Origin of the sequence: Rohdeia mirabilis, assembly GCA_007750655.1 — a bacterium.
Classification (GTDB): Bacteria; Planctomycetota; UBA1135; order UBA1135.
In genome coordinates, this window is the sequence record CP036290.1 from 3,932,010 (window position 1) to 3,956,716 (window position 24,707).

The 24,707-nt window shown below is 70.6% G+C and carries 19 protein-coding genes; 3 read left to right on the forward strand and 16 right to left on the reverse strand.

Features of this window, described 5'->3' with window-relative positions:
- Positions 1-20: 20 nt before the first annotated feature.
- Together Pla163_RS14695 and Pla163_RS14700 are read right to left on the reverse strand one after the other, a co-directional pair.
- Positions 21-1,070: a glycosyltransferase family 9 protein gene (locus tag Pla163_RS14695; RefSeq protein ID WP_145190033.1), complete on the reverse strand. Its 1,050-nt coding sequence runs from the start codon at positions 1,068-1,070 to the stop codon at positions 21-23.
- The gene (locus Pla163_RS14700; RefSeq protein ID WP_145190036.1) at positions 1,067-2,029 is read right to left on the reverse strand and encodes a lipopolysaccharide kinase InaA family protein; all 963 of its coding nucleotides are present in this window, start codon (positions 2,027-2,029) and stop codon (positions 1,067-1,069) included. The genes Pla163_RS14695 and Pla163_RS14700 overlap by 4 nt, the downstream gene beginning before the upstream one ends.
- 326 nt (positions 2,030-2,355) lie before the next feature.
- On the opposite strand from Pla163_RS14700, the gene Pla163_RS14705 reads away from it, so the two are divergent.
- Together Pla163_RS14705 and Pla163_RS14710 are read left to right on the forward strand one after the other, a co-directional pair.
- On the forward strand, positions 2,356-3,657 hold the full coding sequence (locus Pla163_RS14705) for a Glu/Leu/Phe/Val family dehydrogenase (RefSeq protein ID WP_145190039.1): 1,302 nt from the start codon (positions 2,356-2,358) through the stop codon (positions 3,655-3,657).
- A gap of 8 nt (positions 3,658-3,665) precedes the next feature.
- Positions 3,666-4,979 carry a Glu/Leu/Phe/Val family dehydrogenase gene (locus Pla163_RS14710; protein WP_145190042.1) on the forward strand — a complete coding sequence of 438 codons (1,314 nt, stop codon included), beginning with the start codon at positions 3,666-3,668 and terminating at the stop codon, positions 4,977-4,979.
- Positions 4,980-5,078: 99 nt separating this feature from the next.
- Here the strand turns inward: Pla163_RS14710 and Pla163_RS14715 are convergent, their stop codons facing one another.
- The 9 genes from Pla163_RS14715 to Pla163_RS14755 form a co-directional block, all read right to left on the reverse strand.
- Entirely contained in the window at positions 5,079-6,116 is a 1,038-nt protein-coding gene (locus tag Pla163_RS14715) for a sulfite exporter TauE/SafE family protein (RefSeq protein ID WP_419186499.1), read from the reverse strand.
- Positions 6,053-6,526, reverse strand: a complete 474-nt coding sequence (locus Pla163_RS14720) for an adenylyltransferase/cytidyltransferase family protein (RefSeq protein ID WP_145190048.1) — start codon at positions 6,524-6,526, stop codon at positions 6,053-6,055. The genes Pla163_RS14715 and Pla163_RS14720 overlap by 64 nt, the downstream gene beginning before the upstream one ends.
- The gene (locus tag Pla163_RS14725; protein WP_419185973.1) at positions 6,523-7,581 is read right to left on the reverse strand and encodes a bifunctional heptose 7-phosphate kinase/heptose 1-phosphate adenyltransferase; all 1,059 of its coding nucleotides are present in this window, start codon (positions 7,579-7,581) and stop codon (positions 6,523-6,525) included. Before Pla163_RS14725 ends, Pla163_RS14720 begins: the two co-directional genes overlap by 4 nt.
- A gap of 4 nt (positions 7,582-7,585) precedes the next feature.
- The gene (locus Pla163_RS14730) at positions 7,586-9,259 is read right to left on the reverse strand and encodes a B12-binding domain-containing radical SAM protein (RefSeq protein ID WP_419185974.1); all 1,674 of its coding nucleotides are present in this window, start codon (positions 9,257-9,259) and stop codon (positions 7,586-7,588) included.
- Positions 9,260-9,345: 86 nt separating this feature from the next.
- A complete protein-coding gene (gene rfaE1 / locus Pla163_RS14735) occupies positions 9,346-10,809 on the reverse strand; it encodes a D-glycero-beta-D-manno-heptose-7-phosphate kinase (protein ID WP_145190057.1) in 1,464 nt (487 codons plus the stop codon).
- A gap of 19 nt (positions 10,810-10,828) precedes the next feature.
- Positions 10,829-11,791, reverse strand: coding sequence for a lysophospholipid acyltransferase family protein (locus Pla163_RS14740; RefSeq protein WP_145190060.1), 963 nt, complete (start codon positions 11,789-11,791; stop codon positions 10,829-10,831).
- Positions 11,784-12,902: a tetraacyldisaccharide 4'-kinase gene (gene lpxK, locus Pla163_RS14745; RefSeq protein ID WP_419185975.1), complete on the reverse strand. Its 1,119-nt coding sequence runs from the start codon at positions 12,900-12,902 to the stop codon at positions 11,784-11,786. The genes Pla163_RS14740 and lpxK overlap by 8 nt, the downstream gene beginning before the upstream one ends.
- Positions 12,903-12,968: 66 nt before the next feature.
- A complete protein-coding gene (locus Pla163_RS14750) occupies positions 12,969-13,196 on the reverse strand; it encodes a DNA-directed RNA polymerase subunit omega (RefSeq protein WP_145190066.1) in 228 nt (75 codons plus the stop codon).
- Between the two features lie 237 nt (positions 13,197-13,433).
- Positions 13,434-13,961, reverse strand: coding sequence for a hypothetical protein (locus Pla163_RS14755; protein ID WP_145190069.1), 528 nt, complete (start codon positions 13,959-13,961; stop codon positions 13,434-13,436).
- Positions 13,962-14,553: 592 nt separating this feature from the next.
- Between Pla163_RS14755 and Pla163_RS14760 the strand changes: the two genes are divergently transcribed.
- Positions 14,554-16,482: a peptidylprolyl isomerase gene (locus Pla163_RS14760; protein ID WP_419185976.1), complete on the forward strand. Its 1,929-nt coding sequence runs from the start codon at positions 14,554-14,556 to the stop codon at positions 16,480-16,482.
- 154 nt (positions 16,483-16,636) lie between these two features.
- Here Pla163_RS14760 and Pla163_RS14765 read toward each other — a convergent pair whose 3' ends face one another.
- The 5 genes from Pla163_RS14765 to Pla163_RS14785 form a co-directional block, all read right to left on the reverse strand.
- Positions 16,637-18,676: a glycosyltransferase family 39 protein gene (locus Pla163_RS14765; protein WP_145190075.1), complete on the reverse strand. Its 2,040-nt coding sequence runs from the start codon at positions 18,674-18,676 to the stop codon at positions 16,637-16,639.
- Positions 18,673-19,839, reverse strand: coding sequence for a glycosyltransferase (locus Pla163_RS14770; RefSeq protein ID WP_419185977.1), 1,167 nt, complete (start codon positions 19,837-19,839; stop codon positions 18,673-18,675). The genes Pla163_RS14765 and Pla163_RS14770 overlap by 4 nt, the downstream gene beginning before the upstream one ends.
- A complete protein-coding gene (locus tag Pla163_RS14775) occupies positions 19,836-20,921 on the reverse strand; it encodes a radical SAM protein (protein WP_419185978.1) in 1,086 nt (361 codons plus the stop codon). The genes Pla163_RS14770 and Pla163_RS14775 overlap by 4 nt, the downstream gene beginning before the upstream one ends.
- Positions 20,922-21,092: 171 nt before the next feature.
- Positions 21,093-23,243, reverse strand: coding sequence for an FG-GAP repeat domain-containing protein (locus Pla163_RS14780; RefSeq protein ID WP_145190081.1), 2,151 nt, complete (start codon positions 23,241-23,243; stop codon positions 21,093-21,095).
- Positions 23,244-23,603: 360 nt separating this feature from the next.
- Positions 23,604-24,695 (reverse strand): glycosyltransferase family 9 protein, encoded by a 1,092-nt coding sequence (locus Pla163_RS14785; protein WP_145190085.1) that lies wholly within the window; start codon positions 24,693-24,695, stop codon positions 23,604-23,606.
- Between the last annotated feature and the right edge of the window lie 12 nt (positions 24,696-24,707).

Here is a 24,707-nt window from a genome sequence, read left to right on the forward strand (position 1 = left end):
CGCAGCTCATCGTTCGCGGCTCACAGCACTTCGCGCGCCGGAACACGCGCCAGCACCTCGGCGGCTGCAGCGACCACCGCGTCGACGCCCAGTTCGCGCATGCACGCGTGGTGGACGAGCGGACAGGCGCGCTCGAGGCAGGGCGAACAGTCGAGCCCCTCGACGCGCACGATCGACGCGAACTCGAGCGACGTCGCGGTCAGCTCGGGCAGGTTCGGTCCCATGACGCTGACGCAGGGCGTGTCGAACGCGGCCGCGTACCAGCGCGGACCGCTGTCCCCCACGAGCAGCAGCCGGGCGTCGTGGATCCAGACCTTGAGGTGCGCCAGGTCGCGCGTGGCCGGCGGAGCGCTGCGCACGGGATGGGTGCAGGCCCGGGCGACGGCCTCGACGATGGCCGCTTCGGACGGTGCGCCGGTCAGGAATCCGACCGCTCCCGTGCGCGCGTGGATCGCGTCGAGCGCGGCGGCGAAGCGCTCGGGCGGCCACAGCTTCGCCGCTCCGAACGCGGCGCCCGGGCAGCACACGACGAACGGCTTGCCCGCGCCGATCCCCACCTCGTCGAGCACCGCGCGCGCACTCGCCGCCGTCGACGCGCCGAAGTGCAGGCGCGGATGCAGATCGGGGGCGAGGACGCCGGCCAACGCCGCCACGTCGCGCAGCAGGTGGGCCGTCGGGATCGGACTGCGCCGACCGAGCCAGGTGGGCGGAACGAGTCGGTGGGTCAAGAGGACGCCGCGACTCGAGAGCGCGGCGCCGACGCGGACCGGCACACCGGCGCGGTACGCACGCAGAGCCGCGCCGAAGGAGTTGGAGAGCAGCACCGCCACGTCGGGCGCGAGCTCGCGATAGACCCGGTCCTCGCCGCCTTCGATCGGCACGAGGTGCGGCTCGAGCGGACCTTCGGCGAGAACGGCGCGCAGGTGCGGGCGCAGGCCGATCGAGACCTTCGACCAGCGCTCGTCGGCGATCGCGGCCTCGAGCACCGGCGTGGCCATGACGAGGTCCCCCACCCAGTTCGGCGCGCGCAGGAAGAGGTGCCCGCCGGCCGGCACGTCGAACGCGCTCATGCCCGGGCCTCGCGGGCGCGCGGTACAGCGATCGAGGGGCCGGCGCCGCCCGCATCGACGGGGTGACCTCCTTCGACTCCGCGCTCGGCCGATCCGCTCGGCCAGCCGACGCGATCGGTCCCCGGGTCGACGGGTCGGTGGGCGAACAGGCGCTCGGCCTTGCGCAGGATCGCGGGCACCATGCGCCGGGCGTCGGCGGTCGTGCGGCCGGTCGCGCGGCGCCAGCGCGACAGGAACCGCAGGCGCTCGCGATCGGAAGCGAGCCCAGCCGTCGAGCCGTGCAGAGCCGCCAGGTCCTTGATCAGCCAGCGTTCGCGCGGGCGCCGCTCCCAGCGCGTGCGACCGTGGTCCAGAAGAACCAGCTCGTCGCTGCCCGAACGGCGGACGAGGTGCGACGCGTACAGATCGCGGTGGTACAGGCCGTGGGCGTGCAAGTGCGCCACGCTACGGCAGGTACGTTCGACGAGCTCGCGGCGCCGACGGGCCGCGTCAGGTCCGGACGAAGCCGTCTCCGCGAGCAGTCGCCCCAGGTGGCTGTCGTGATCGATCCACTCGAGCACCAAGAGCGCGCGCGCGCCGCTGCCGGGGCGCGGCGGGCGAACCCCCGACGGCGCTTCGAACAGGACGACGAGCGGTCGCGGTGCGGCGAGCCCCGTCGCGAGCACGCGTTCGAGGGCGCGCCACTCCCGGCGCGCGGCATCGGTCGGAACGCCGCGCAGGCGCTCGAACCACCAGTCCCGGGGCTCGTCACCGCGAAAGCGCTTGGCCACTAGGCGCTGGCCGTCGACCTCGAACGCGTGGGTCCGGCGGCCGCGCGTGGCGCGCAGTTCGTGCCCGGCGTCGGCGGCCCGTTCGATCGCCGACCACAGCTGTGGCGCGTCGAGCCCGCGCCAGGAAACCGGCACGCCTTCGACCGCGCGGTGGGCCTCGACCGGTTTGCGCTGCTCGATCTGCGTCATGGAATGCGAACGGGCGGACCCTTCGAACCGTCCATCCCACCGCGCCCGACGCTCCCGGTCAATCCGCGCGGCGCGCCGTGCGGGAACGACCGGTGAGGAAGTGGGCGAAGGCAGGACCACCGCGCCCCTCCGTGGGGCAAGATCATGGGGCTGGACCCCCACTGGCTCGGGTCCACCGACGCCCCTCCTGCGCGCTGGCTCGATCGCTGCGATCCGCCGGCGCCGACCGCGGGAGGAACGGCGCCGATCACGAGCCGATGTTCCCCCACCGCGGCGTCCCGTTCGACCTCCCGCGGCCCCGTTCCAACGCCTTCACACCTTCCCCAATGTCACAGGGAACCGTTTCGAAAGGTCCCAACGACGCGGACGTCCAGCACACGCCGGACGAGTTCAATCCCTTCGAGGCCATGGCCGATCGTTTCGATCGCGCCTCCGACATCCTCGGCCTCGAGGAAGGCGTTCGTGAAGTGCTCCGGGCGCCGGACCGCGAAGTCATCGTGTCGTTCCCCGTCCTCATGGACGACGGACGCGTGAAGGTCTTCAAGGGCTACCGCGTCCAGCACAGCTTCCTGCGCGGCCCCGCGAAGGGCGGCATCCGCTTCGCGCCCGACGTGCACCTCGACGAGGTGCGCGCCCTGGCCGCGTGGATGACCTGGAAGTGCTCGGTCGTCAACGTGCCGTTCGGCGGCGGCAAGGGCGGCGTGGTGTGCGACCCGCGCACCATGTCGCGCGGCGAGCTGGAGCGCATGACGCGCCGCTACACCACGGCGATCATGGACGTGCTCGGCCCGGAACGCGACGTGCCCGCGCCGGACATGAACACCAACGAGCAGACGATGGCGTGGATCATGGACACGTACTCCATGCACGCGCGGCGCTCGACGACGGCCGTCGTCACCGGCAAGCCGCTCAGCCTCGGCGGAAGTCGCGGTCGCACGGAAGCCACCGGCCGCGGCGTGATGATCGCCTGCCGCGAAGCGCTGAAGACGCTCGGAATGCGCCCGGAGAACACGTCCGCGGTGGTCCAGGGCGCCGGCAACGTCGGCGGCATCGGTGCCCAGCTGCTGCACCGCGAGGGCTACAAGGTCGTCAGCATCTCGGACATCTCCGGCGCGATCTACAACGAGCGCGGCCTCGACGTGCCCGACGTCCTCTCGTACATCAAGCAGAACCGCACGCTCGAGGGCTACACGGAGTGCGACCACCTGCCGCACGCCGAGCAGCTCGAACTCGAGTGCGATCTCCTCGCTCCCTGCGCGACGGAGAACCAGATCACGTCGAAGAACGTGGATCGCATCCAGGCCAAGCTGATCGTCGAGGGCGCCAACGGCCCGACGACGGCCGCCGCCGACAAGGTGCTCGAGGAGCGCGGCACGATGGTCGTTCCCGACATCCTCTCGAACGCGGGCGGCGTGACCGTCTCCTACTTCGAGTGGGTGCAGGACCGCATGGGCTACTTCTGGACCGAGGACATCGTCAACACGCGCCTCGAACAGTCGATGGTCGCGGCCTTCAACGACGTGGACAAGGCGCGCCGCAAGTACGACGTGTCGATGCGCATCGCGTCCTACATCCTCGCGATCGACCGGGTCGCCTCCGTCTACCGCCTGCGCGGCCTGTTCGGCTGAGATCCGCCATGCCCGACAGCTTCATCAAGCGCGACGTCTCGGACGAACTGTCCGCGACGCCGGTCCTCGACGAGGAAACTCCCTTCGCGAGCGTGCAGAGCCTCTTCGACGAGGCGGCCACCAAACTCGGCGTCGACGAGGACGCGTACCAGATCCTCCGCAAGCCGGACCGCGAGATCACCTGCGCGGTTCCGGTCCAGCTCGACAACGGTCGCCTGGCCGTCTTCGACGGGTGGCGCATCCAGCACAACATGGGGCTCGGGCCGTTCATGGGTCCGATGCGACTCGATCCGAACCTCAAGATCGACGACCTGCGCGCCCTCGCGGCGTGGATGACCTGGAAGTGCGCGGTCTTCAACATCCCCTTCGGCGGCGCCGCGGGCGGGATCAAGATCAACACCAAGCTGCGCAGTCGCGGCGAGGTGGAGCGCGCGGTTCGCCGCTACACCGCCAACCTGCTCGACGTGGTCGGTCCGGACTCGGACATCCTCGCGCCCGACGTGGCCTCCGACGAGAAGGTCATGGCCTGGGTCATGGACACGATCAGTCTGCACGCGCGGCACACGTCGAACGCGGCCGTGACCGGCAAGCCCGTGATCCTCGGCGGTTCGGCGGGCATGCGCGACGGCACGGCGCGCGGTCTGCGCGTGATCATGAACCTGGCGCTCCAGCACCTGCGGATCGGTTCGCTCGACCACCGCCCCGTCGTGGTCATCCAGGGCGCCGGGCACGTCGGCGGCAACCTGGCGCGCCTGCTGCACGGCGCCGGCTTCACGGTCGCCGGCATCTCGGACATCAACGTCGCGCTCTACGACCCCGAAGGTCTCCCGATCCCCGAGATCCTCGAGTGGCGCGCCCAGCACGGCACGCTCGTCGACTGCCCCGTCGTGGCCAGTCGCATGACGAACGAGGAACTGCTGGCGAGCCCGTGCGACGTGCTGGTCCCGTGCGCCGTCGCGAACGCGATCAACTCGCGCAACGCGGGCGACGTGAAGGCCAAGCTGATCGTCGAAGGTGCCCACGGCCCGATCTCGGCCCGCGCGGACCGCATTCTCGACGAGCGCGGCCTGCCGGTCGTCCCCGACATCCTCGCCAACGCGGGCGGCGTGGTGACGAACTACTTCGAGTGGGTCCAGAACCGTCAGGGCCTCAACTGGGTCCAGGACCTGGTCGCCCGTCGCCGGCGCCGCTTCATGACCGAAGCCTGGAACGAAGTGCTGGCGTTCAGCGACCAGTACCAGGTGCGCCTGCGCATGGCGACGCACATGCTCGCGGTGCAGCGCGTCAGCGCAGCGGACACCATGCGCGGCATCTACGCCTGACCGAGCGACGCGGCCACAGGACCTGGCAGATCGACGGTCGTGAATCGGGGGGGCGGGTCCAGGACGGGCCTGCCCCCCCGATCCCGTTCCAAGGGCCGCTCAGGCGGCGTCGCGATCCTCGACCGCCGCGGGCGGCGGCACGTCGCGCAGCTCGCGGTAGAAGCGCCAAGCCACGAACCAGAGCATGAACGTGAGCGCGATGCGCGCCACGATCTCCATGCCCTGGACATGGAACATCTGCACCCCGAGCACGCCACCGGCCAGTGCGCTCGCCGCCAACCAGCCGGCGGAGCGCCACTCGACCCGGCCGTCGCGCATGTGCATCCAGGCGCTGCGGGCCGAGGTCACCGCGGCGGCTGCCATGGAACACGCGCGGACCCCCCCGTAGCCGAGCTCGGGGACACCGACGAGCAGGCCCGGAACGATCAAGAGGCCACCGCCGACGCCCAGCATCGGCGCCAGGACCCCCCCACCGAACCCGGCGACGATCGACGCGAGGACCTGCGGGAAGCCGAACTCGAAGGCTCCGGCCTCCGGTGCGGAGGGCGGGAAGAAGACCTCGCTGCAGACCTTGGCGCCCGCGGCGAACAACACGACCAGGAAGATCTGCTTCACCAGTCGCGCTGGGATGCGCTTCTGGACGGAGAAGCCGAGCTGTGCCCCAGTCAACGTTCCGATCAACAACACACCGATGACCCGCCAGTTGAGCATCGAGTCGTCGTGCAGCGACTCGGCGAGCGTCGCAGTGCCCGAGTTGACCGCCACCAGGACGAGTCCGGTCGCGACGGCGTTGCGCAGCGGCAGCCCCCACAGCATGTAGAGCGCGGGAACGGTGAAGAGTCCACCGCCCACGCCCGCCATCGCGCCGACGGAACAGATCAGCGCGCCGAGCGGGAACAGGAGCGGCAGCGGGAGCCGCGGCTTCCAGGTGGCGAGCTCGACCCGTGCGGCCGCAGCGCCCTCTTTCCGAGTGGCCGCAGCGCCCTCCTTCCGAGTGGCCGCAGCGCCCTTCTTCCGAGTTGGCTCAGGCCGCGCGGGGGCTCGGACGCCGCCCTCGGTCTCGTGCTCGCTCGTCAGGATCCTCGCTCCAGCCTGTCGAGTCGCTCTCGACTCGAATGGGTCTTGTGGTCGCCGCAGAAGCGCAGCTCGATGCCGAGCTCCGCGTCGGTCGCGGCCTCGGGCAGGGTGTCCGCGCTGTAGTCCGTGCCCTTGGCGTGGACGTCGGGGACGATCGTGCGCAGCGTAACGTCGAGCGTGTCCTCACCGAAGCATGTGACGAAGTCGACGGGCTCGAGGGCTGCGAGCAGCTCCGCGCGCTCGGCCAGGGGCGTATGGGGACGCCCCGGTCCCTTGAGCCGTCGCACCGACGCGTCGTCGTTGAGCGCGACCACGAGGACCTCGTCGTCCCGGCGCGCGGCACGCAGGTAGCGCAGGTGCCCCACGTGCAGGAGGTCGAAGCAGCCGTTGGCGAGCACGATCCGTCGCCCGCTGGCGCGCAGCTCCTCCAGTCGAACCGGCAGCTCCTCGCGCGGCACCAGGTCGGTCACAGCTCGCCTCCGTCCGGACGGCTCGCTGCGTCGAGCTCGACCGAGCGCTGCAGCGCGCGCGCCTTCGGAGCCGCGGGCCAGGCCGCGCGCAGGCGCTCGAGATCGACCGGGACCGTGCCGCTGATCATGACCACGTCCCCGGCCGCGGCGTTGGCCAGCGCCATCGCGACCGGTGCCGACCGTCCGAGCGCGATCGCGGCGGTGAACACGGCGGCGGCCGTGTCGCCCGCGCCACTGACGTCGACCACGCCGTCGCGGCCGGTAGGCGGGACGTGCCAGGCGCCGTCGCCGCTGGCGAGCAGCATCCCGCGATTGCCGAGGGTGACGAGCAGGTCGCGCACGCAGAAGTGCTCGCGCGCCCGACCGGCGCGGGCCGCCAGATCGCCCGCGTCCCGATCGGTCGCCGCGCCGCCGCTCGCGAGCGCCGCTTCGAAGTCGTCGAGGTTCGGCGTCAGGGCGTCGAGGCGTTCGAACGGCCCCGGGGCGAGCCTGGGATCGAGCACGCGGACCACACGGCGCTCGCGCAGCACGCGATCGGCCGCGACATAGGCCGCGAGGTCGAAGTAGCCGTAGTCGGAGTACAGGACGGCGTCCACGTCCGCACGCGCGAGTTCGTCCGCGAGCCGCGCGATCCCGGCCGCGGACGGCGCCTCGGTCGGCGGGCGATCGATGCGCAGGACCTGCTGGGGCGTGCGGTGCGGCTCGGCGGCCAGCACGCGCGTCTTCACCGGTACGCGATAGGCGGCGCAGGCGTCGTCGATCGGCACGCCCACGCCGCGGCGTTCGAGCTCGCGCCGCAGACCGCGTCCGACCGGATCGTCGCCGATCGGCGCGTACAGCTCGACGCGACAGCCCAGTGCCGCCAGGTTCGCCGCGACGTTCGCCGCACCGCCGGGGCGCACTTCCTCGCCGCTCTCGACGAAGACGGGGACCGGAGCTTCGCGCGAGAGCCGTTCGGGACGCGCGTAGACGTAGCGATCGGCCACCGCGTGCCCGACGACCGCGATCCGCAGCTCGGCGAAGGCCGGCAACTCGAGCTCGCTCTCCCCCGCCATCGGCTCAGCAGACCTCGGCGGCGGCGGCGGCGAGCGCGAGGGCCCGCAGGCGTTCCGGTACCGGCTTGGCCGCGGCGGTCGACCACTCGATGCCGGCTTCCTCGGCCAGGAAGAAGTCCGAGCGCACGCCCATGAACGCGTTGTAGCGGATCGAGTAGTGCAGCTCCTCGGCCGCGGTCGCGGCCGCCGACAGCTCGGCGTCGAGCTCGCGGACGCGCGGTTCGAACGCCTCCCAGCCGGCGCGGTCGAGGGCCTCGACCTCGGCGACGACGTCGCGATAGCGCGCGGACGCCGGAGCCTCGCCATGGCGATCGAGCGCCGCGTTGACGAACCACGGCATGCACGCGGCCAGCTTCTCGATGAAGAGGTTCTCCTCCTCGCCGAAGTCGAGCGAACTGGAACTCGTGAAGTCCGTGAGCGAACCGACCTTGTCCGCGTCCACGAAGCCGCCCTCGATCGCGAGGCGGTGGCTCTCGGTCCCGGGGAACGGGAAGAAGAGCGACGTGCGGAAGCGGCCGATGCGACTGCGCGCCAGGAGGTCGACCGTCTCGAGACGTTCCGCGCGCGTCTCGTAGGGCAGGCCGACCATGACGAAGCCGCTCGTGTGCAGGCCGTGTTCCTCGGCGATGCGCACGGTGCCCAGGATGTCCTCCTGGCTCATGTTGCGCTTCAGCACTTCCTTGCGGACGCGCGGGCTACCGGACTCGATGCCGAGCTTGAGGATGCGGCAGTTGGCCGCCGCGAGCGCTTCGGCCACCTCCGGATCGAGCTGTTTGACATGACTGTTCACGACGAACGGCACTTCGATGCCCGACTCACGGTAGGCCCGCGAGAACTCGAGCGCGTGCTCCTTGTTCAAGGTGAACAGGTCGTCGTCGAGGATGAACGTGCCGATGTCCGGATAGCGCTCGAGAACGTGCCGGATCTCCTCGATCGCCTTGTGCGCGGGGCGATAGCGGAAGAAGTTGAGCTTGGGCACCGGTCGTCCGAGCTCCGCGCGATAGCGGTCGATGACCTTGTGGTTCAGGCAGTAGGTGCAGCGGTACGGACAGCCGCGGCTCGTCATCAGGCCGAACCAACCGTGCTTCTGCTCGGTGATGCGCGCCGTGTCGAACAGGCCGTAGTCGGGGACCGGCAGCGTCTCGAGGTCCGGGAACTCGCCGACGCGGTTGTGCACCCAGTCGTCGGGAACGGGTTCGCGGTCGCTCGGACGCACGCCGCCCTTCCAGCTCAGGAAGTTGGAAACGTCGTCGGGAGCTTCACCGGCTTCCACGCGGCGCACGAGTTCGCACAGCGCGTCCTCGCACTCGCCGACACCGACGTGGTCCCAGACTCCGTCCGCCATCACTTCGACCGGCACCATCGTCGGATGCACGCCGCCGACGACGATCGGCGGCAACGCGACTCCTTCCGAGGCGGCTCGTTCGCGCAGGTACTCGACCAACGCGACCGCGGCCGCGTACTGCTGCGTGAGGCACGAGAACGCGACCATGCCGGCGCCCCAGTCGCGGATCGTGTTCCACACGTCCTCGTCGGTCGGGACGGGCGGAAGGTTCTCGTTCAGGTTCACGAGCCGCGTCTCGTGCCCGTCGCGCTGCAAGCAGGCGGAGAGCGACGCGAGCCCGTGGTTGAACCCCATCTGGGTGTAGAGGTTCGGGTAGACGAAGAGGACCTTCACGAGGGTGGCTGGCGTTCTGGGATCGACGGTCGGTGGTTCGCGGACGGTGACAGGAGGCGCGGGCTGCATCGTCGCAGCCCGCAGGTTCAGCGCGACGCGCCGTCGAGTTTCTCGAGCGTCGAGGTCGTCGAACGGCCGGCGAGCAGCGGCGCGAGCACGACCTTCCCGCCGTGGCGCTCGACCCACTCGCGGCCGACCACGCCCTTCTCGCGCCAGTCCTCGCCCTTGACCAGGACGTCCGGCGTGACGCGTTCGATGACGGTCTTGGGCGTGTCCTCGCCGAAGGGCGCGACCGCGTCGACCATCTCGAGCGCGGCGAGGACCTCCATGCGGTCCGCCAGCGGATTGACGGGACGTTCGGGACCCTTGAGCCGACGCACCGACGCGTCGTCGTTGATGCCGACGACCAGCACGTCGCCCTGGGAACGAGCGAAGCGCAGGTACTGCACGTGACCCGCGTGGAGGACGTCGAAGCAGCCGTTGGTGAACACGATGCGGCGGCCTTCCTGGCGCCAGCGCTGCACCATGGCGTCGAGTCCCGCCTCGTCCTGGACCTTGCGCGTGTGGGCGCCGCGCATGCCGAGCGCCGCGCGCAGCTCGTCGCGCGTGACCGAAGAGGCACCGCGTCGGCCGACGACCAGGCCGGCCGCCGTGTTCGCCAGCGCGACCGCGTCGCCGAGCGACCAGCCGTCGGCCAGGGCCAGCGTCAGGTGCGAGATGACCGTGTCACCCGCGCCCGTCACGTCGAACACGGCCTGCGCCGTGGTCGGCACGAGACCGCCCGAACCGTCGGCGTCCATGTAGTAGATGCCGTCGGGGCCGAGCGTGATGATCGAACAGGTCAGCTCGGCGTCCTCCTTCAGCTGGCGCGCCGCGTCGGGCACTTCTTCCAGTCGCGCGAGTCGTCGGCCGAGCGCCTCCTCGGCCTCCTTGCGGTTCGGCGTCAGGAGCGTGGCTCCGCGGTAGCGTCGATAGTCCGACCCCTTGGGATCGACGAGCACCGGGATCTTGCGTTCGCGGCCCAGTCGGATCGCTTCGGCCAGCACGCGGTCGGTGAGCACGCCCTTGCCGTAGTCCGAGAGCACGAGCGCGTCGGCCGCGGCGATGTGCCGACGCACGACGTCCAGAAGTGCCGCTTCGCCGTCGCCGCTCGCGTGCACCGCGTCCTCCCAGTCGACGCGCAGCATCTGCTGGACGCCCGACACGAAGCGCGTCTTGACCGTGGTCGGGCGCGCCCCGTCGCGGACGCAGCCGTCGCGCCTCGCTCCGAACGCATCGAGCAGTCCGAGCAGCGCGTCCCCGTCCGAGTCGGTCCCCACCACCCCGACCACGTCGACCTCGGCGTCCATCGCGCGCAGGTTGGCGACGACGTTGCCCGCACCGCCGAGCCGTTCCTCGCGACGCCCGGCCGCGAGCACCGCGATCGGCGCTTCGGGGGAGATGCGTTGGACGTCGCCGGTGACGTAGCGGTCGAGGATCAGATCGCCGACGACGAGCACGCGCGGCGTCCCCATGCCCTGCAGGGCTTGGACGAGATGACGGGTGGGCATGGGACCTTCGATCGATCGGCTAGGCACCAGGTGCCGGGGGCGCGTCACGGTAGCGGTCGTGCAGCCAGAAGTACTGCTCCGGACGCCCCAGGATCATACGCTCGAACTCGGCGTTGATCCGCGTGGCGACCGCCGTCGGGTTCATCCCCGCGAGCTCGGAGGGCTCGAGCACCGTCTCCGCGTGGAACTCGAACCGCAGCGGGTCGGCGGCGCGATAGCAGGTGACGAACACGAGGGGCACGCCGAGGCGGCGGATCAGCACGCCAGCGCTGCGATCGCAGCGAGCGGGACGGCCGAAGAAGGGAGCGATGACGGGTTTGACGCGTGCGCGCTGATCGAGCAGGAGGCCGAGAGCCGCCCCCTCGCGCACGAGCTGGGGCGCTTCGGCCATGGCTCCGCGCCTGGGCAGGACCCGGATGCCACGCTTCTCGCGCGAACGCATGATCCGCAGCGAGACCCAGTGGTTCTTGGCCGGCTTGGCGACGGCGACGAAGGGCCGGAAGCCGAGGCGCTCGCAGACCATCGACCCCACTTCCCAGTTGCCGACGTGGGCCGTGGTCACGACGACCGCGGCGCCGGCCTCCGCCAACTCGCGTGCGCGGTCGGAGAGATGCAGTTCCACGTGATCGAGCAGCGACTCGCGCGGCACGCGGCACAAGAGACGTTCGGACTCGACGACGACGCGGAACAGGTGGTGGTACGCGCTGCGCACGATGCGTTCCACGTCGTTGTCGCTCGGCGCCGCGCCGAGAGCCGTGCGCACGAAGTCGCGGGCGACGCGGTTGCGCTTCCGCGAGAAGAGATGCGCTCCGCGGGCGAGCAGGCCGAGAAACGTGTCGACGGCCGCCCACGGCGCGCGTGACGTCACCCACAGCGCCGCGGCGAGTGCCCGATCCTCGATCCACGCACCGGCCGTGCGGCGCGGTCCTTCGAAGCCCGTGCTCGCGTCCGGTTCCGCGGTGTCCTCGGTCGCGTCAACCATGAAGGCCCTCGTGCAGGCTGTCGCGACGGCGGCGGGCCGCGGACGGTTCGAGTCCGTCGAGCAGGGCTTCGAGAACTGGCGCACCGCGCACGAACTCGACACCGATCTCGAGGGCGAACGCCGCGGGGAGCAGAGTCTCGAGCTTGACGGCGTCCTTCGCGGTCGTGACGACGACGCGCCCACCGCGACCGAGACCGACCACGTCCTGCGGCTGGTAGTCGTGGTGATCGCCGAAGCGTCGGTGTTCCACGATGCGCGCGCCGAGACCGGCCACGGTGGCCTCGAAGGCGCCGGCGTTGCCGATGCCACTGACGAGCTCGACCGTCGTGCCGATCAACCGCTCGAGCTCGAAGCGCTGGCCTCCGCTGTCGCGCAGGCACAGAGGGCGGTGGATCGCGTGCAGGATCGGCAGTTCGGGCACCAGAGCGTGGATGCGGGCCTCGAGGATCGCGAGGCGCTCGGGCTCGACCTGGTCCGTGCGCGTGAGGATGCAGGCCCGGGCGCGACGCAGCCCCGTGGGCGGTTCGCGCAGGAGTCCGCGCGGCAGCATCAGCTCGGGCGCGTGACCCGCGACCCACGGCAGTCCGAACGGGCGCGTCGCGTCGACGAGCACGAGGTCGGCGTCGCGCTCGAGCCGGCGATGCTGGAACCCGTCGTCGAGCACGATCGCGTCGCAGCCCAGACGCACCAGTTCGCGCGCGCCGCGGATGCGATCGGGATCCTGCACGAGCGGCACGCCCGGGAGCGAACGCGCGAGCATGCGCGCCTCGTCGCCCGCGGGACGGCGCGTGCGACCGTCGGGCGCGGGACCGCGTTCAGCGGCCGGTGCGCGATAGCCGCGGGACAGGACGCCGGGCCGACGTCCGCGCTCGACCAGGGCACGGGTCAGGGCTTCGACCACCGGCGTCTTGCCGGTTCCGCCGGTCGTGATGTTCCCGACGCAGATCACGGGAGCGTCGACGCGCGCGCTCGGCAGCAGTCCGCGGTCGTACGCGGCGTTGCGCGTGCGCGCGATCAGCCCGAAGCACCAGGCGAACGGGCGCAACAGTTCGATGAGGGCACCGCCGCGCGCGAGCCGGTCCTCCGGCCGCGGCGGGGCGACGGACGTCACCGATGGCGCGTCGGCCGCTCCTGTCGCTCCGGGTGCAGCCACTCGATCCGCTGAGCCGTCGCTCGGTCAGATGAGCGGACGCTCTTCCTCGGGGATGAGCTCGATCAGGCCGCGCTCCATCTCGAGGAATGCGATCTTGATCGGGTTGCGCTCGCGCGTCTCGATCAACGGCGCCGCGCCCTTGATGAGCTCGCGCACGCGCTTCTGGAGCAACGCGGTCTTGTGGAAGGAGCCGGAGACCGACTTCTGGAGACGCTGCGGGAGGGTCGATTCCGAGGACGTGGACGCGGGCATGGGATGGTTTCGACGGTTCGTCGCGTGACGCGGACCACCCTAGCGCGAGGGCCGGGTGGTTCGAGTGGCCGAGAGGCTCGAGGCGATCGGAAGGTCCGCGGGGGCACGTGGGGCCCGGGACGGTCCCGGCTCGAACGAGTCCGCTCCGAAGGAGCGAGCCGCGCAGCATACCAGGCGCGCAGCCGATGTCCCGCGGCCACCCGTTCCGGTTCGTCGAGCGGCAGCGGTCCGGACGGCCTAGCCCCGCTCGACCAGGTGCGAGCGCAGGGCCTGGAGCGGCAGGGGCCACGGGAGCGCGAGATCCACGCCCACTTCGGCCAAGCGCTCCAACGAACCGGGGTCCATGCGTCGCCCCGTGACCAGGACCTGGGCGTCGGGGTGCGCCTCGCGCAGGGAACGCACGCGCTCGAGGTCCTCGGACTCGAAGCCGCAGACCCAGATCCAGTCGACCGGGCCGTGCTCCCCCACTCGGAAGTGGAGCTCGGGGATGGCCTGGTCGAGCAGGCGAACGAGCGAGTTTCCGAGCCCTTGCTCGTCCTTCAGCGGCAGGACGCGACAGGCCCGTCGCACCGCGAGCTCGCGATTCCGAGCTCGGTGGCGGGGCTGGGGGCGCAGGGTGAAGCCGCCCGGCTGCGGGCCGGCGACCGACTCCGCGCCGACAGTGGCGTCGGCCTGTGCGTCCTCCGACTCGGGGCGCGCGGCGTCTCGAGGGACCTTTGGGGCTCGAACGGGGTCGAGCTGGCGGTCGGTGGGCGTGATCTCCATGGATGGGCGAGCGGTCGGAGAGTGCTGGAGTCGGTCGGGAGCGACGCGGTCCGCAGGCGGCGATCCGACGGCAAGGTCGGTCGCGGCGAGCGGTGTGTGCAGGGCTCGGTGGATTGACGAGGTTCGGGGCGGTCCAGGATCCCTTCGATGAGTCGATACGGAGCCCAGGCGCCGGTGCTGGCACCGGACAGGTGGGTCGTCCGATCGAGGTCGACCCGCGCTCGGCACCTGGGGAACGCCGGGGCCGGAGTCGAAAGCGTTCGGAAACGTTGCTGTTCGCCGGGACGGACCTCCCGTAGAAGGTTGGACGGAACGGCGAGCCGTACTCCGCCAGCTTCCGACCGAAGGCCCGCGTCCGTGGCAACATTGGGATCCCTATCCAGGCCGGGGACAGCAGGCTACGAACGAATCGATGCTCCCGCCGCGCGCCGGGGAGGCGGCTCTCGCGCCCTTCCTCCACCTCGACCGCCGCGCCTCCACACTCCCGTCCCCGCGCACGTCCCCCTGTCGATCCGGCCCTCGATCCGCCTGCCGTGGCCGTCGAGGGAGTCGGGGGAACCGAAAGCAGGTCTTCGACCGCCCTACCACGTCCATGCTCACTCCTCTCGTCGGCCTGTTCCTGCTGCCCCTGGTCCTGCACCAGGATCCCGCGACCCTCGCGGACCGAGATCCCCTCGCGGTACCGGTCATCCGCTACCAGGCACCAGTCCACCTGGACGACGGAAGCACCGGGGCGGAAGAGACCCTCCTGAGCTGGGAGGACTACGCCGCCTGGCTGTTGCGCCAGCGCGGTCGGGCCCGGGCAGTGCCGTTCGGCGTGGTGGTGGCGGTCGAGCGACTGGCTGCTCGGCGCGGCGTCGAGGTCTCCGACGAAGAGGTCGAACGGATCCTCGACGAGGAGATCGCGCACCGGATCGAGCACGCCTTCGGTGGCGACGAATCCGCGTGGCGCGCCGAGGTGGCTTCGCTGGGCCGCACGGTCGGAGGGGTCCGTCGGGAGCGCTCGACCATGCTGCACCTCGACCTGCTCGCCGAACGGATCCTCACCCTCGACTGGGTCGTGGGACCCGAGGAGGTGAAGATCGAATGGGAGCGGACCTTCGGACCGAACGGACACTCGATCGAGGTGCGCGGACTGCAGCTCCGCATCGATCCGCCGACGACCGAGGACCGACTCACGCGCGAAGAAGCGAAGGAACTGCGCGAGGCTCGACGCCAGGAGCTGCTCGCCGAAGCCCGGACGCTGCGCGCGGAGGCTCTGGCGGGCACACCGTTCGAGACGCTCGTCGCCCTGCGGAGCGACGACGAACCCTCCAAGGAGTCGGGCGGCCGGATGCCTGGGATCGTCCTGCGCAAGGCGTGGCCGCAGGGCGTCGTCGACGAGCTCGTCACGTTGACGCCCGGCGAGATCACGCGACCGTTCGAGTCACGCGGCGGCATCTGGCTGCTGCAAGTGGTCTCGACCAAGACCACGCCGCTCGCGGACGTGGCCGCTCAGCTCGAGCGCGCCCTCGTCGAACGCGGACCGGGAACCGAGCGGACGAACGCGTTCCTCGAGTCGCTCGAACGCACCTCGACGATCGATTTCCCCTTGGCCGACGTGAACGCGGACCCGGTCGGAATGCTCACGAAGGGATCGATCGTGGTGAACGGCGAGCCGGTGCCGCTCCTCAACTTCGCGCGCTGGATCATGCACGTCGAGGGCGAGACGTACGGGCCCGAGTGCGCGGGACGTCGATGCGTCGAGGCGCTCGCGACTGCGAACGGCCTCAGCGTCGATCAGGACGAACTCGACGCGCGCATCGACCGCGAACTGGTCTTCACGCTCGAGCTCGGCTTCAAGGGCCGCAAGGAGGACTGGCTGAAACGACTCGCGCAGATCGGGTCGAACGAGGCCGGATGGCGCCTGGACGTGGGACGCGAGCTGCGCATCGACATCCTGGTCGAGAAGCTGCTCTCCAAGGACCGCGTCGTCACTCGCGACGATGCGCGCAATCTCTACCTGCAACGCTACGGCACCGAGGGCGAGAAGATCGACGCGCGCTACGTGGTCTTCGACCTCGGGATCGAGCCGCAGCGGGACGACGAGACGCCGCGTGAGTGGAAGCAACGACTCGCCGAAGCAGCCCGTCCGCTGCTGCCGCTGTTCGCGGAGCTGCAGGAACGTTTCGACGACGGCGAGGACTTCGGCGCCCTGGCGCGGCGCTACAGCCAGGACCCCGTGTCCGCCAAGAACGGAGGGCGTCCGCTCGGCGGCTTCGACGAGCGTTCACTGCCGGACGACGTGCGCGATGCGTTGCGTCGCCAGCCCGTCGGCGTACTCGGCGAACCGCTCCCGATCGGATCGAAGGCCTACATGTTCGAAGTCACCGCGCGGGTGAAGGTGGAGTTCGACGAGATCGTCGACGACCTCGTCGAGGAGATCGAGAGCAAGCCCCCGGACCCGATCCGTGTGGCCACGTTCTTCAACGACCTCACGTCGCGCGCACGTCCGACGCCCCTGCCCGGAATGTGGCGCTGACCTGTGGGTCCGCGTCGCGCGCCCCGAGGAGCGACGTGCGCTCCCGGGGCGACTCGGCGCACCGTGCACCGCTGGGACAGGTGGCGCCGAACACGCGCCGCTCGCCTCGGGACGACGACGTGCGAGGCGAGCGCGGCGTGCGCGCGTCACACCGTCAGCGCGACAGTTCGCGCAACTCGGCCAGTCGCGACTCGAACAGCTGACGCGTGGCCGGATCGCGCGAACGCTCGCGCAGGTCCTCGAGCAGCTCGGCCGCTTCGCGCGCAGGGAGCGCCGCCCCCGAGTCGCCTCGATCGCGCGCGCGCAGGGCGACGAGATAGAGCGCGTTCGCGAGACCGAGCTGGACCTCCTCGTTCGCCGGATCGAACGCGTGCGCCGTCCTGAAGCTGCGAACCGCCGCGTCCGGACGCCCCACACCGAGTTGGATGGCACCGGCGACGACGGAGGCCCGGAATCGCTCGCGCGCGTTCACTTCGGGCCGCTCCAGCACCACGCGCATGCGGTCGAGCGCCGAGTCGAGCAGACGAGCCCCCTCTTCGCGCGCCGCCGTGTCGCCCGTGCGCCCCACGAGCTCGAACCCGCGCTGGGCGTCGAGCTGGGCCGCGAGCGTCATGACACGCGACGTCCCGGGGTAGCGCTGGTCGAGTTCCTCCGCGATGCCGCGCGCGCGATCGCGAGCCTCGTCGCTGCCTTCCTCCACCAGGTAGACGGCCAGGTTGAAGCGGCGCTCGTCCAGGTCCTCGGCACGGGCGTCCGCGGGCAGGACCGGCACCCAGGCCAGGAAGGCCGCCGGCACCGCTGCCGCCGCGAGGAGCACGACACGGCGCTCCTTCCTGGTCCACGCGACGACGTACCAACCGGCGAACGGAAGGAGCCAGACCGCCAGCGGCAGGCGCGCGCGCATGCTCGTCACCGTCAGGACGATCGTCACCAGGTAGGCGGCGTTCAACCAGACGAGCGGCCAGGCGCGGCGCTCGGCGCGGGCCACGACGAGGAACGACGCGACGCCGCACAGTCCGAGGAACCCCCACAACGGCCAACCGGGTGGAAGGAAGCGCAGGGTCGCGACGAACCCCTCGTCCCAGTCGTAGCTGTGGTTGTCCGGCACCTCGTAGCCGCCGAGCGTGAGCCGCAGCTTGTTCCACAGGATCCGCGCGTGGAGCGCCGGATCGTCGCGCACGCTCCGCGCCACCTCCCCCATCCAGAAACCGCTGACCTCGCCGGGATCGAGCGTGCGACCGGTGCGGCGCTCGGCCTCGTTCTTCCAGTCGCCAGCCTCGTGCTCCGGAATGCCGCGCACCCAGTCGAACTCCGTCGCGCGGCCGTAGGGATTGTCGGCGTTGTTGCCGCCGTAGAGGTTCGTTCCGGCCCCCGACGTCGTGAGCGCGAAGACGTCGCCCACGTACCAGTTGCGCGCTGCGGTCGGCACCAGGATCGCCGCGATCCCCACGACCATCAGCCCCGTGTCGCGCACGACGCGCTGCGAAGCGTACGACCAACGCAGGGCGCGCGAGAGAGCCGGCCAGGCCACGAGCACCGGCAACAGGATCAACGCGTTGCCGCGCAACAGGGCGCCGAGGCCGCCGAGCACGCCGATCGCGAGTACGGTGCGCGCCGAGGGCGCGGAGCGCGGATCGGGACGACGCTGGGCTCCGTCCACCGGCGCGGCGTCCGAACTAGGACCGACGACCAGCACCGCGAGCAGGGTCCACAGCGGGACGAACAGGTTGGGCTTGAGCAGCAGGCACGCCATGAGGGCGTGGGTCGGATGGAGCGCCAGTCCCACACCGGCGATCGCGGCCGCGACCGTGGAACCGAACGCGCGCTTGGTGAGCACCGAGACGCCCACGCAGGTGAGCGCGCCGAGCAGCGCCTGCACGAGCCGCACGACGGTCCGATCGGGCCCTGCCACGGCGAAGATCGTGGCCAACCAGTAGGGATAGAGCGGCTCCTGGAAGAAGACCTCGTCGCCGATCCAGTCGCCGCCGGAGATCTCGAGCGCCCAACGTTCGTAGGAGGCCTCGTCGATGACGGGACGCTCGGCCAGAGGGTGATGGGCTTCGAAGTCGAGGACGACCGCGACGCGCACCAGGAGCGCGACGGCGAGCACCGACCAGAGCACGAGCCGGTACCAGCTCGGCCCCTTCTCGGCGGCCGGGGTGGCTGCGGCGGGTCTCGTTCCTCCTGCACTCATCGCGGTCGGGCGGCCGTCTCGTCGGCCTCGTCGGTCACACCATCGCGGTCCATGTGCCAGCGGTCCGAACTGCTGGCGCCCTGCTGCGCGCGACTGGCGCGCGCTGCATCGCGCACCACGCGCATGAGTGCGGCGAGGTCGCGGAGCGGGGAAGCTACCAGCACGGCGGCGACGGCCACCAGACCCGCTCCGAGCGGACCCGCGAACGACCAGGCCAGCGCGCCCAGTGCAAGGGCGACGAGGGCCGCCGCGGGGAGCCACAGGTGCGCTGCGAGCGCGGGGCCGCGCCGGTAGAACCACCACTGGACGCGGTCGACGAGACCCGCTCCGAGCGGACAACCACGCGTCGCTCGCGCTGCGTGAGCGCGCGCGCCGTGCTCGAGGGCGTCGAAGTAGGCCCGCGCTCGACGTCCGGCCTGTTCCTGCGCGCGGGGTCCGGGGGCGGTCTTCACCTCGTGGAAGACGGCTCCGCGAACCAGCTCGACGCGCTGACCGGTGGCACGGACGCGCAGCATCAGGTCGAGGTCGTCGGCAGCGATCCCGGGGGTCGGCTCGACGGCGAGCTCGCGCCGCCAGACGAGGAGTTGGCCGTGCACGCTGAACAGGCGCCCCGACAGCGACTCGCAGCGGCGCACCCAGGCCGTGATTCGGTCGTACCGCCCGCCCGCGTCGGGGGCCGTGGACGCGACGGTGCCGTCCGCTTCGAGCGCGTCGACGAAGTGCTGCGCGCCGCAGGCCAGGCCGAGTCGCGGCGCGGCGGCGAAGCGCTCGCACACGCGCACGAGGGCGTCGGCCTCGAGCACCACGTCCGCATCGGTGATGCCCACGAGCGCGGGACGTTCGGCCGGAGGCAGCCCCTCGACGAAGCGCAGCCCCGTTCTGATCGCCGAGGTCTTCCCGGGCGGTCCGTCGTTGACGACGACCTCGATCACGACTCGGGCCGATTCGTCCGGCGCGAGCCGCTTGGCGAACGTGCGAGCCCGTTCGGCGGTGTCGTCCGCGCTGTGGTCGTCCACCAGGACCACGAGTCCGCGACCTTCGGGCCACTCGCAGCGGACGAGATTGCGCAGGCGCCGCTCGACGACCGACGCTTCGTCGTGGCACGGAACGATCAGCCCGAGACGAAGCTCGCTCGGGCCGGGCGGCGAGCCGTTCGCGTTCAACGCCGCAGGGTCCGCACCGCGAGCCGCGGCCAGACCTTGGGGGTGAAGAGGACGTTGTCGGCCTGCGCGCACTCCCAGGTGCAGCGGCAGCGCGTCGCGACGATCTCCTCGCGCAGAACGCGCCGCTCCTCGTTCGCCCACAGCCGCTCGAGGTCCCAGTCCACGTCGCCGAGGTTGCCGATCGAACGCCCGAGGATCTCGCAGGGATGGACCTCTCCGTTCTCGAACACGACGGCGGAGACCGAACCGGCCGTGCAGGGCAGATGGCCGTCGGTCCGCCCTTCGGCCGTGCGCGCGACGTGCTCGTACATCAGTTCGTCCCGTGCCACGGCCAGGCGAGCGAACGGGAAGTCGTAGTACGGCAGCGAACCGTCGGCGACCAGGCGCGCCTTGGCGGCGACGACCTCGCGATAGCGCGCCACGTCGACTTCGAGCAGTGACTCGTCGAGGGCCGTTCCGCGGGCCAGGTTGATCGTCACGTTGTCCGGGCGGTACGTGCGCACGAGTTCTTCGAGGTGCTCGGCGAGGTGGTCCTGGTTCTCCTTCGTCACCGTCACGATCAGTCCGGCGCCGAGGTTCGGCAGCCGAGCCGCGACCTCCTTCAGCCGCACGAGGGCGGCGAGGCTCTTCGCGTGGCCGCCGGGCACCTGACGAATCGCGTCGTGCACGTCGGGCCGGCCGTCGATCGAGATCGAGACCGAGAGGTAGGTGTCCGGACACTCGCGCGCGATCCGTTCCGCGATCTGCGGCGTGCGGGCCACGAGTCCGTTCGTCGGAATCGCCAGGTGGCGCAGTCCGCGACTGGCGAAGGCGGTCGCCAACTCCGGCAGGTCGCGGCGCAGGAACGGCTCACCGCCTCCGAAGCTGACCCACAGAAGGTCTCCCATGCGCGTCGTGGACTCGGCCAGGCGTTCGATCTGCTCGAGCGTCGGGCCGGGCACGGACGCCGCCACCTCCTGGAAGTGGAAGCAGTGCCGACAGCGCAGATTGCACGCTCCCGTGACGAAGAGCGTCAGGTGGACGGGCGCACCGGAGCGCAGCGTCGCACGGACCGCGACCGGGATGTAGGAACGTGCCTTCAACGTCTGCATCGTAGCCGCCACCGCTCGACACCGATGAACGGTCGCCCCGCAAGAACGGGCGCGAAAGCAAAGCAGCTCACCGAACGCGACGAGGGGGAGCCCGTGGGCTCCCCCTCGTCGTCGAGACGGGTCACCGCTCGACCGGTGGTCGAACGGTCATCCTCGAACCCCCTACTGGAAGGTGATCTCGAGGCCCAGCGAGGTTCCGACGGTCGGCTGCGGAACGGCCGGGGCGATCGTGATCGCCTGCATGTAGAGCTTCTGGCCAGCGCCGAGGAAGCCCGGGATCACGCGGGTGAGGACATCTTCGCCGCTACCGTCGAGCGTTCCCGTGAGGGTCGTCGAAGCGGTGAACGGATCGATGTTGATGTTGCCGAAGCCCGGCGCGAAGAAGGAGGACGGAGCAGCCGCGTAGGCCAGGATGTAGCTGGCGTTCGGCGAACCGGTCAGACCCCACCAGGTGCGCTCGCCGGGGATGGCGAGAGCGAGCAGTTCGACGGTCGGCAGGACCGCGTTGGCATCGGCCGTACCCGTTCCGTAGAAGCTCTGGAACGTGGCGCCCGTGGTCGAGTTGTAGCTCTCGACGGCCGACGAACCGGCGTTGCCGTACTCGTCCTGCGAGTTCCACGTGAACTCGACGGTGCCGACCAGCTGCTTCGGAATCTCGGCGCGGAAGACCTGGCCACCGGACGAGCGCGCGTTGCGCGAGCCGATGTCGAATCCGTTGACGCCGAAGGCCACCGAGGTCGGGTTGTACCAGGTGATGTAGTACGGCGCGTTGTCGTACACCTGGGCGCGGATCGCGATCGTTCCAGCGCTGGCGGTCTGGTTGCCCGGATCCTCGACGTTCGGGATGTAGGGTCCGTGGGTGTCGGGGATGTTGAGCGTGTTCTCGAAGAACTGGTTGCGCGAGCCGCTGTCGTTCGACTGGAAGATGTCGTAGTCACCGTCCTTGTCGACGTCGGCGATGTCCACGTCGAGCGCCACGAAGTTCGAGACGCTGCTCATCCCGCTCGTGCTGCTGCTGACGAAGTTCAGCGTGCCCGTGCCGGTGTTGGCGTAGAGCTTGCTGCGTCCGGAGAAGTTGCCGACGAACAGGTCGATGTCGCCATCGCCGTTGTAGTCGAAGAAGTCGCCCTCGTTGTCGTCGTCGCCCGAGCTGGAGAGCACCTGGATGATCGAGTAGACACCGTTGCCGTTGTTGCGCAGGGTGAGGTCGTCGAAGTTGAATCCGCCGGCGTCCCAGTTGAGACCGTAGATGTCGAGGTCGCCGTCGAAGTCGAGGTCGGCCATCTCCTGCTCGTAGTGGCCGTCGCCCGTCGAGTAGCCGCTCGGGAAGGCCGAGCCGGTCACGTCGCGGAAGCCGAGCGTCGAGCCGCCGTTCTCTTCGAGACGGTTCTCGAACATGCGGGGCAGTTCCTGGCGGGCACCGTGGAGAATGTCCAGGTCGAAGTCGCCGTCGATGTCACCGATGTCGATGTCGAGGGCCGAGCTCGCGATGTCCGCGAAGTTGCCGTTCGAGTTCGTCGTGTCGGACTGCTGGGTTCCTTCGCACCACAGAGCGGGGTTGCCGTTCTGGATGTTGTTGCCGCTGAGCTGGAAGCCCGACGGGTTGAACTCCTCGAAGCGGCCGGTGCCGTCGTTCAGGAAGATGCGGGTCGGCACGTTGCCGGCGAACGCTCCGCCGTAGCTCGAGTGGACCAGGTCCAGGTCACCGTCGTTGTCCAGGTCACCGAAGTCGCAGTCGCAGCTCCAGTCGATGAACGTGCCGCCGATCAGAGCGGCGTTCGGGATCGACGAGTTGCCGGTGCCGAGGTTCAACCAGCGGGCAGCGGTGTCGTCCTGGTAGAAGCCGACGGTGCCGCCCTGGATGAAGCCCTGGTTGACCCACCAGTGGTTGCCCTGGTTGGAGATCTGGGCCGTGTTCGAGATGTAGATGTCGAGGTCGCGGTCGTTGTCGATGTCGGCGAACTCGATGTCGCGGCTGTCGTCCTGGACGGACGGGAAGCGCGAACTCGTCTGGTCGGAGAAGACTCCGATCGTTCCGCCCTGCAACCCTCCCAGGTTGATCCAGATGCGGTTCTGGTCGTTTCCGAGGTCTCCGCCGTCTGCGAACACCGCGTCCCAGTCGCCGTCGAGGTCGACGTCACCGAAGTCGATGTTCTCCGAGTAGGAGTTGTTCGCCGGGTTGCCCGACGGAATGTCCGACTGGTTGTCGATGAAGTACTGAGCGTGCGCGGTCGACGCAAAAGCGCCCAGGGCGACGGCGGTCGCCCAGGCGCTGCGAAGAGCAGCGGCGCGTGTGATGGATCCAGTGTGCATGGGGATGGCCACGGCCACGAGAGGGCCGGAGGGTCGATGGGTTGTGGGAGGTGCCGTCAGAGGTCCTCCTCTAACTCTAGTCCGTCTTCGAGCTACAGGACGACCTGTTGACGGTTGAAGAAACCGACGGAGGGTGGGTGGCCCCGGTTCCGAAAAAAGCACGACACACGCGATGCACTGCGGGCGAGCCCCCGTCCCCCCCTGGGACGCACCCTGCGTCGACCTCGGCAAACCCCGCTGCGACGGGCGGTTGCGCCCCGCGCGCACCCGACGCCGTCGCCCTACCGCTCGCGCCGCCGGAGCCACCGTTCGCTCCAAGGGATCCGGTGCGCGCGGGTCCGCGCGCGCCCTCGAGATCCGTCAGGACGCAGCGCCGTCGCCGCGGACGTGCCCGTGCTCGAGCCACTCCACCACGGGCGGACACAGCCGCTCGACGGTGAGCGTCGACGTGTCTGCATCGGGCCGGTAGGAGCAGGCGTCGGGTGCCAGGCTCTCCACCTTCGATCCGGCGCCGTAGAGCTCGATCTCCGCGGCGGAAGTGGGCGCGAAGAAGCAGACGACGGGAATGCGGCGCGCGACTCCGACGTGCAGCGCGAGGCTGTCGCTGGACACGAGGACGTCGAGTCGGTCGACGAGTGCAGCGAACTCCTGCACGCCGCGGTCGGTCCCCCCATCCACCCAGCGCACGTCGTCGCCGAGTTCGGTGCCGAGCCGGCCGTTCCGCTCCGCCTCGGCCGAACCGCCCAGGAGGACGAAGCCCACCCGCCCGTCGTAGGCGTCGGCGATCGCGCGAGCGAGGTGTGCCGTGCGGTCGACGGGAAGGCGTTTCGACGCCCAACGCCCGCCCGCGCCGGTGTTGAGGCCGACCCACTTGCGGCCTTCGTCTCCGAGTCGCCGTTCGTCCCACCAAGTGGCCACGCGCGCGACGGCCGCGGCGTCGAGGACCAGGCGTGGACGGTCCGGCTCGATCCCCAACATCGCGGCCAGGATCGCACCGTGGCTGCGTCGGTTGGCGCGCTTCAACTCGTCGGCGCGCTCGATCCCGTGGACCGAGAGCAGGCCCATGTCGAACCAGAGCGACGTGTCGGGCGTGTAGCGCAGGACACCTTCGTCGTCCTCGTAGGCTCCGCTGAGAACGGGATCGGGAAGGCGCTCTCGGCACAGGGCGCGCGCCAGTCGACAGACCGAGCGTTCGTCGTCGAACGAGAGGATCCGAGCGAAGGACTCGTCGCGCAGCTGCTCGAGCGCGCGCGCGGCGAAGTCGTCGCGGGCGGGATCGGCGGCGACGACGCGGTGGATCGACGGGTGGGTGCGCACCAGGTCCACCGCCTCGGGAGCCGTGACCCAGACGATCTTCGCCTCGGGCAGGGAACGCGCGAGCCCGGGAAGGATCGACGTGGTTCGCAGCACGTCGCCGAGCGCGCCGGTCTTGAGGACGACGACGGAGGGCATCTGGGGGGAGGA

Coding starts and splice junctions, on each gene's coding strand:
- Pla163_RS14695 (WP_145190033.1), bottom strand. CDS start 1,070: ATGAGCGCGTTCGACGTGCCGGCCGGCGGGCACCTCTTCCTGCGCGCG.
- Pla163_RS14700 (WP_145190036.1), bottom strand. CDS start 2,029: ATGACGCAGATCGAGCAGCGCAAACCGGTCGAGGCCCACCGCGCGGTC.
- Pla163_RS14705 (WP_145190039.1), top strand. CDS start 2,356: ATGTCACAGGGAACCGTTTCGAAAGGTCCCAACGACGCGGACGTCCAG.
- Pla163_RS14710 (WP_145190042.1), top strand. CDS start 3,666: ATGCCCGACAGCTTCATCAAGCGCGACGTCTCGGACGAACTGTCCGCG.
- Pla163_RS14725 (WP_419185973.1), bottom strand. CDS start 7,581: ATGGCGGGGGAGAGCGAGCTCGAGTTGCCGGCCTTCGCCGAGCTGCGG.
- rfaE1 (WP_145190057.1), bottom strand. CDS start 10,809: ATGCCCACCCGTCATCTCGTCCAAGCCCTGCAGGGCATGGGGACGCCG.
- Pla163_RS14740 (WP_145190060.1), bottom strand. CDS start 11,791: ATGGTTGACGCGACCGAGGACACCGCGGAACCGGACGCGAGCACGGGC.
- Pla163_RS14750 (WP_145190066.1), bottom strand. CDS start 13,196: ATGCCCGCGTCCACGTCCTCGGAATCGACCCTCCCGCAGCGTCTCCAG.
- Pla163_RS14755 (WP_145190069.1), bottom strand. CDS start 13,961: ATGGAGATCACGCCCACCGACCGCCAGCTCGACCCCGTTCGAGCCCCA.
- Pla163_RS14760 (WP_419185976.1), top strand. CDS start 14,554: ATGCTCACTCCTCTCGTCGGCCTGTTCCTGCTGCCCCTGGTCCTGCAC.
- Pla163_RS14765 (WP_145190075.1), bottom strand. CDS start 18,676: ATGAGTGCAGGAGGAACGAGACCCGCCGCAGCCACCCCGGCCGCCGAG.
- Pla163_RS14780 (WP_145190081.1), bottom strand. CDS start 23,243: ATGCACACTGGATCCATCACACGCGCCGCTGCTCTTCGCAGCGCCTGG.
- Pla163_RS14785 (WP_145190085.1), bottom strand. CDS start 24,695: ATGCCCTCCGTCGTCGTCCTCAAGACCGGCGCGCTCGGCGACGTGCTG.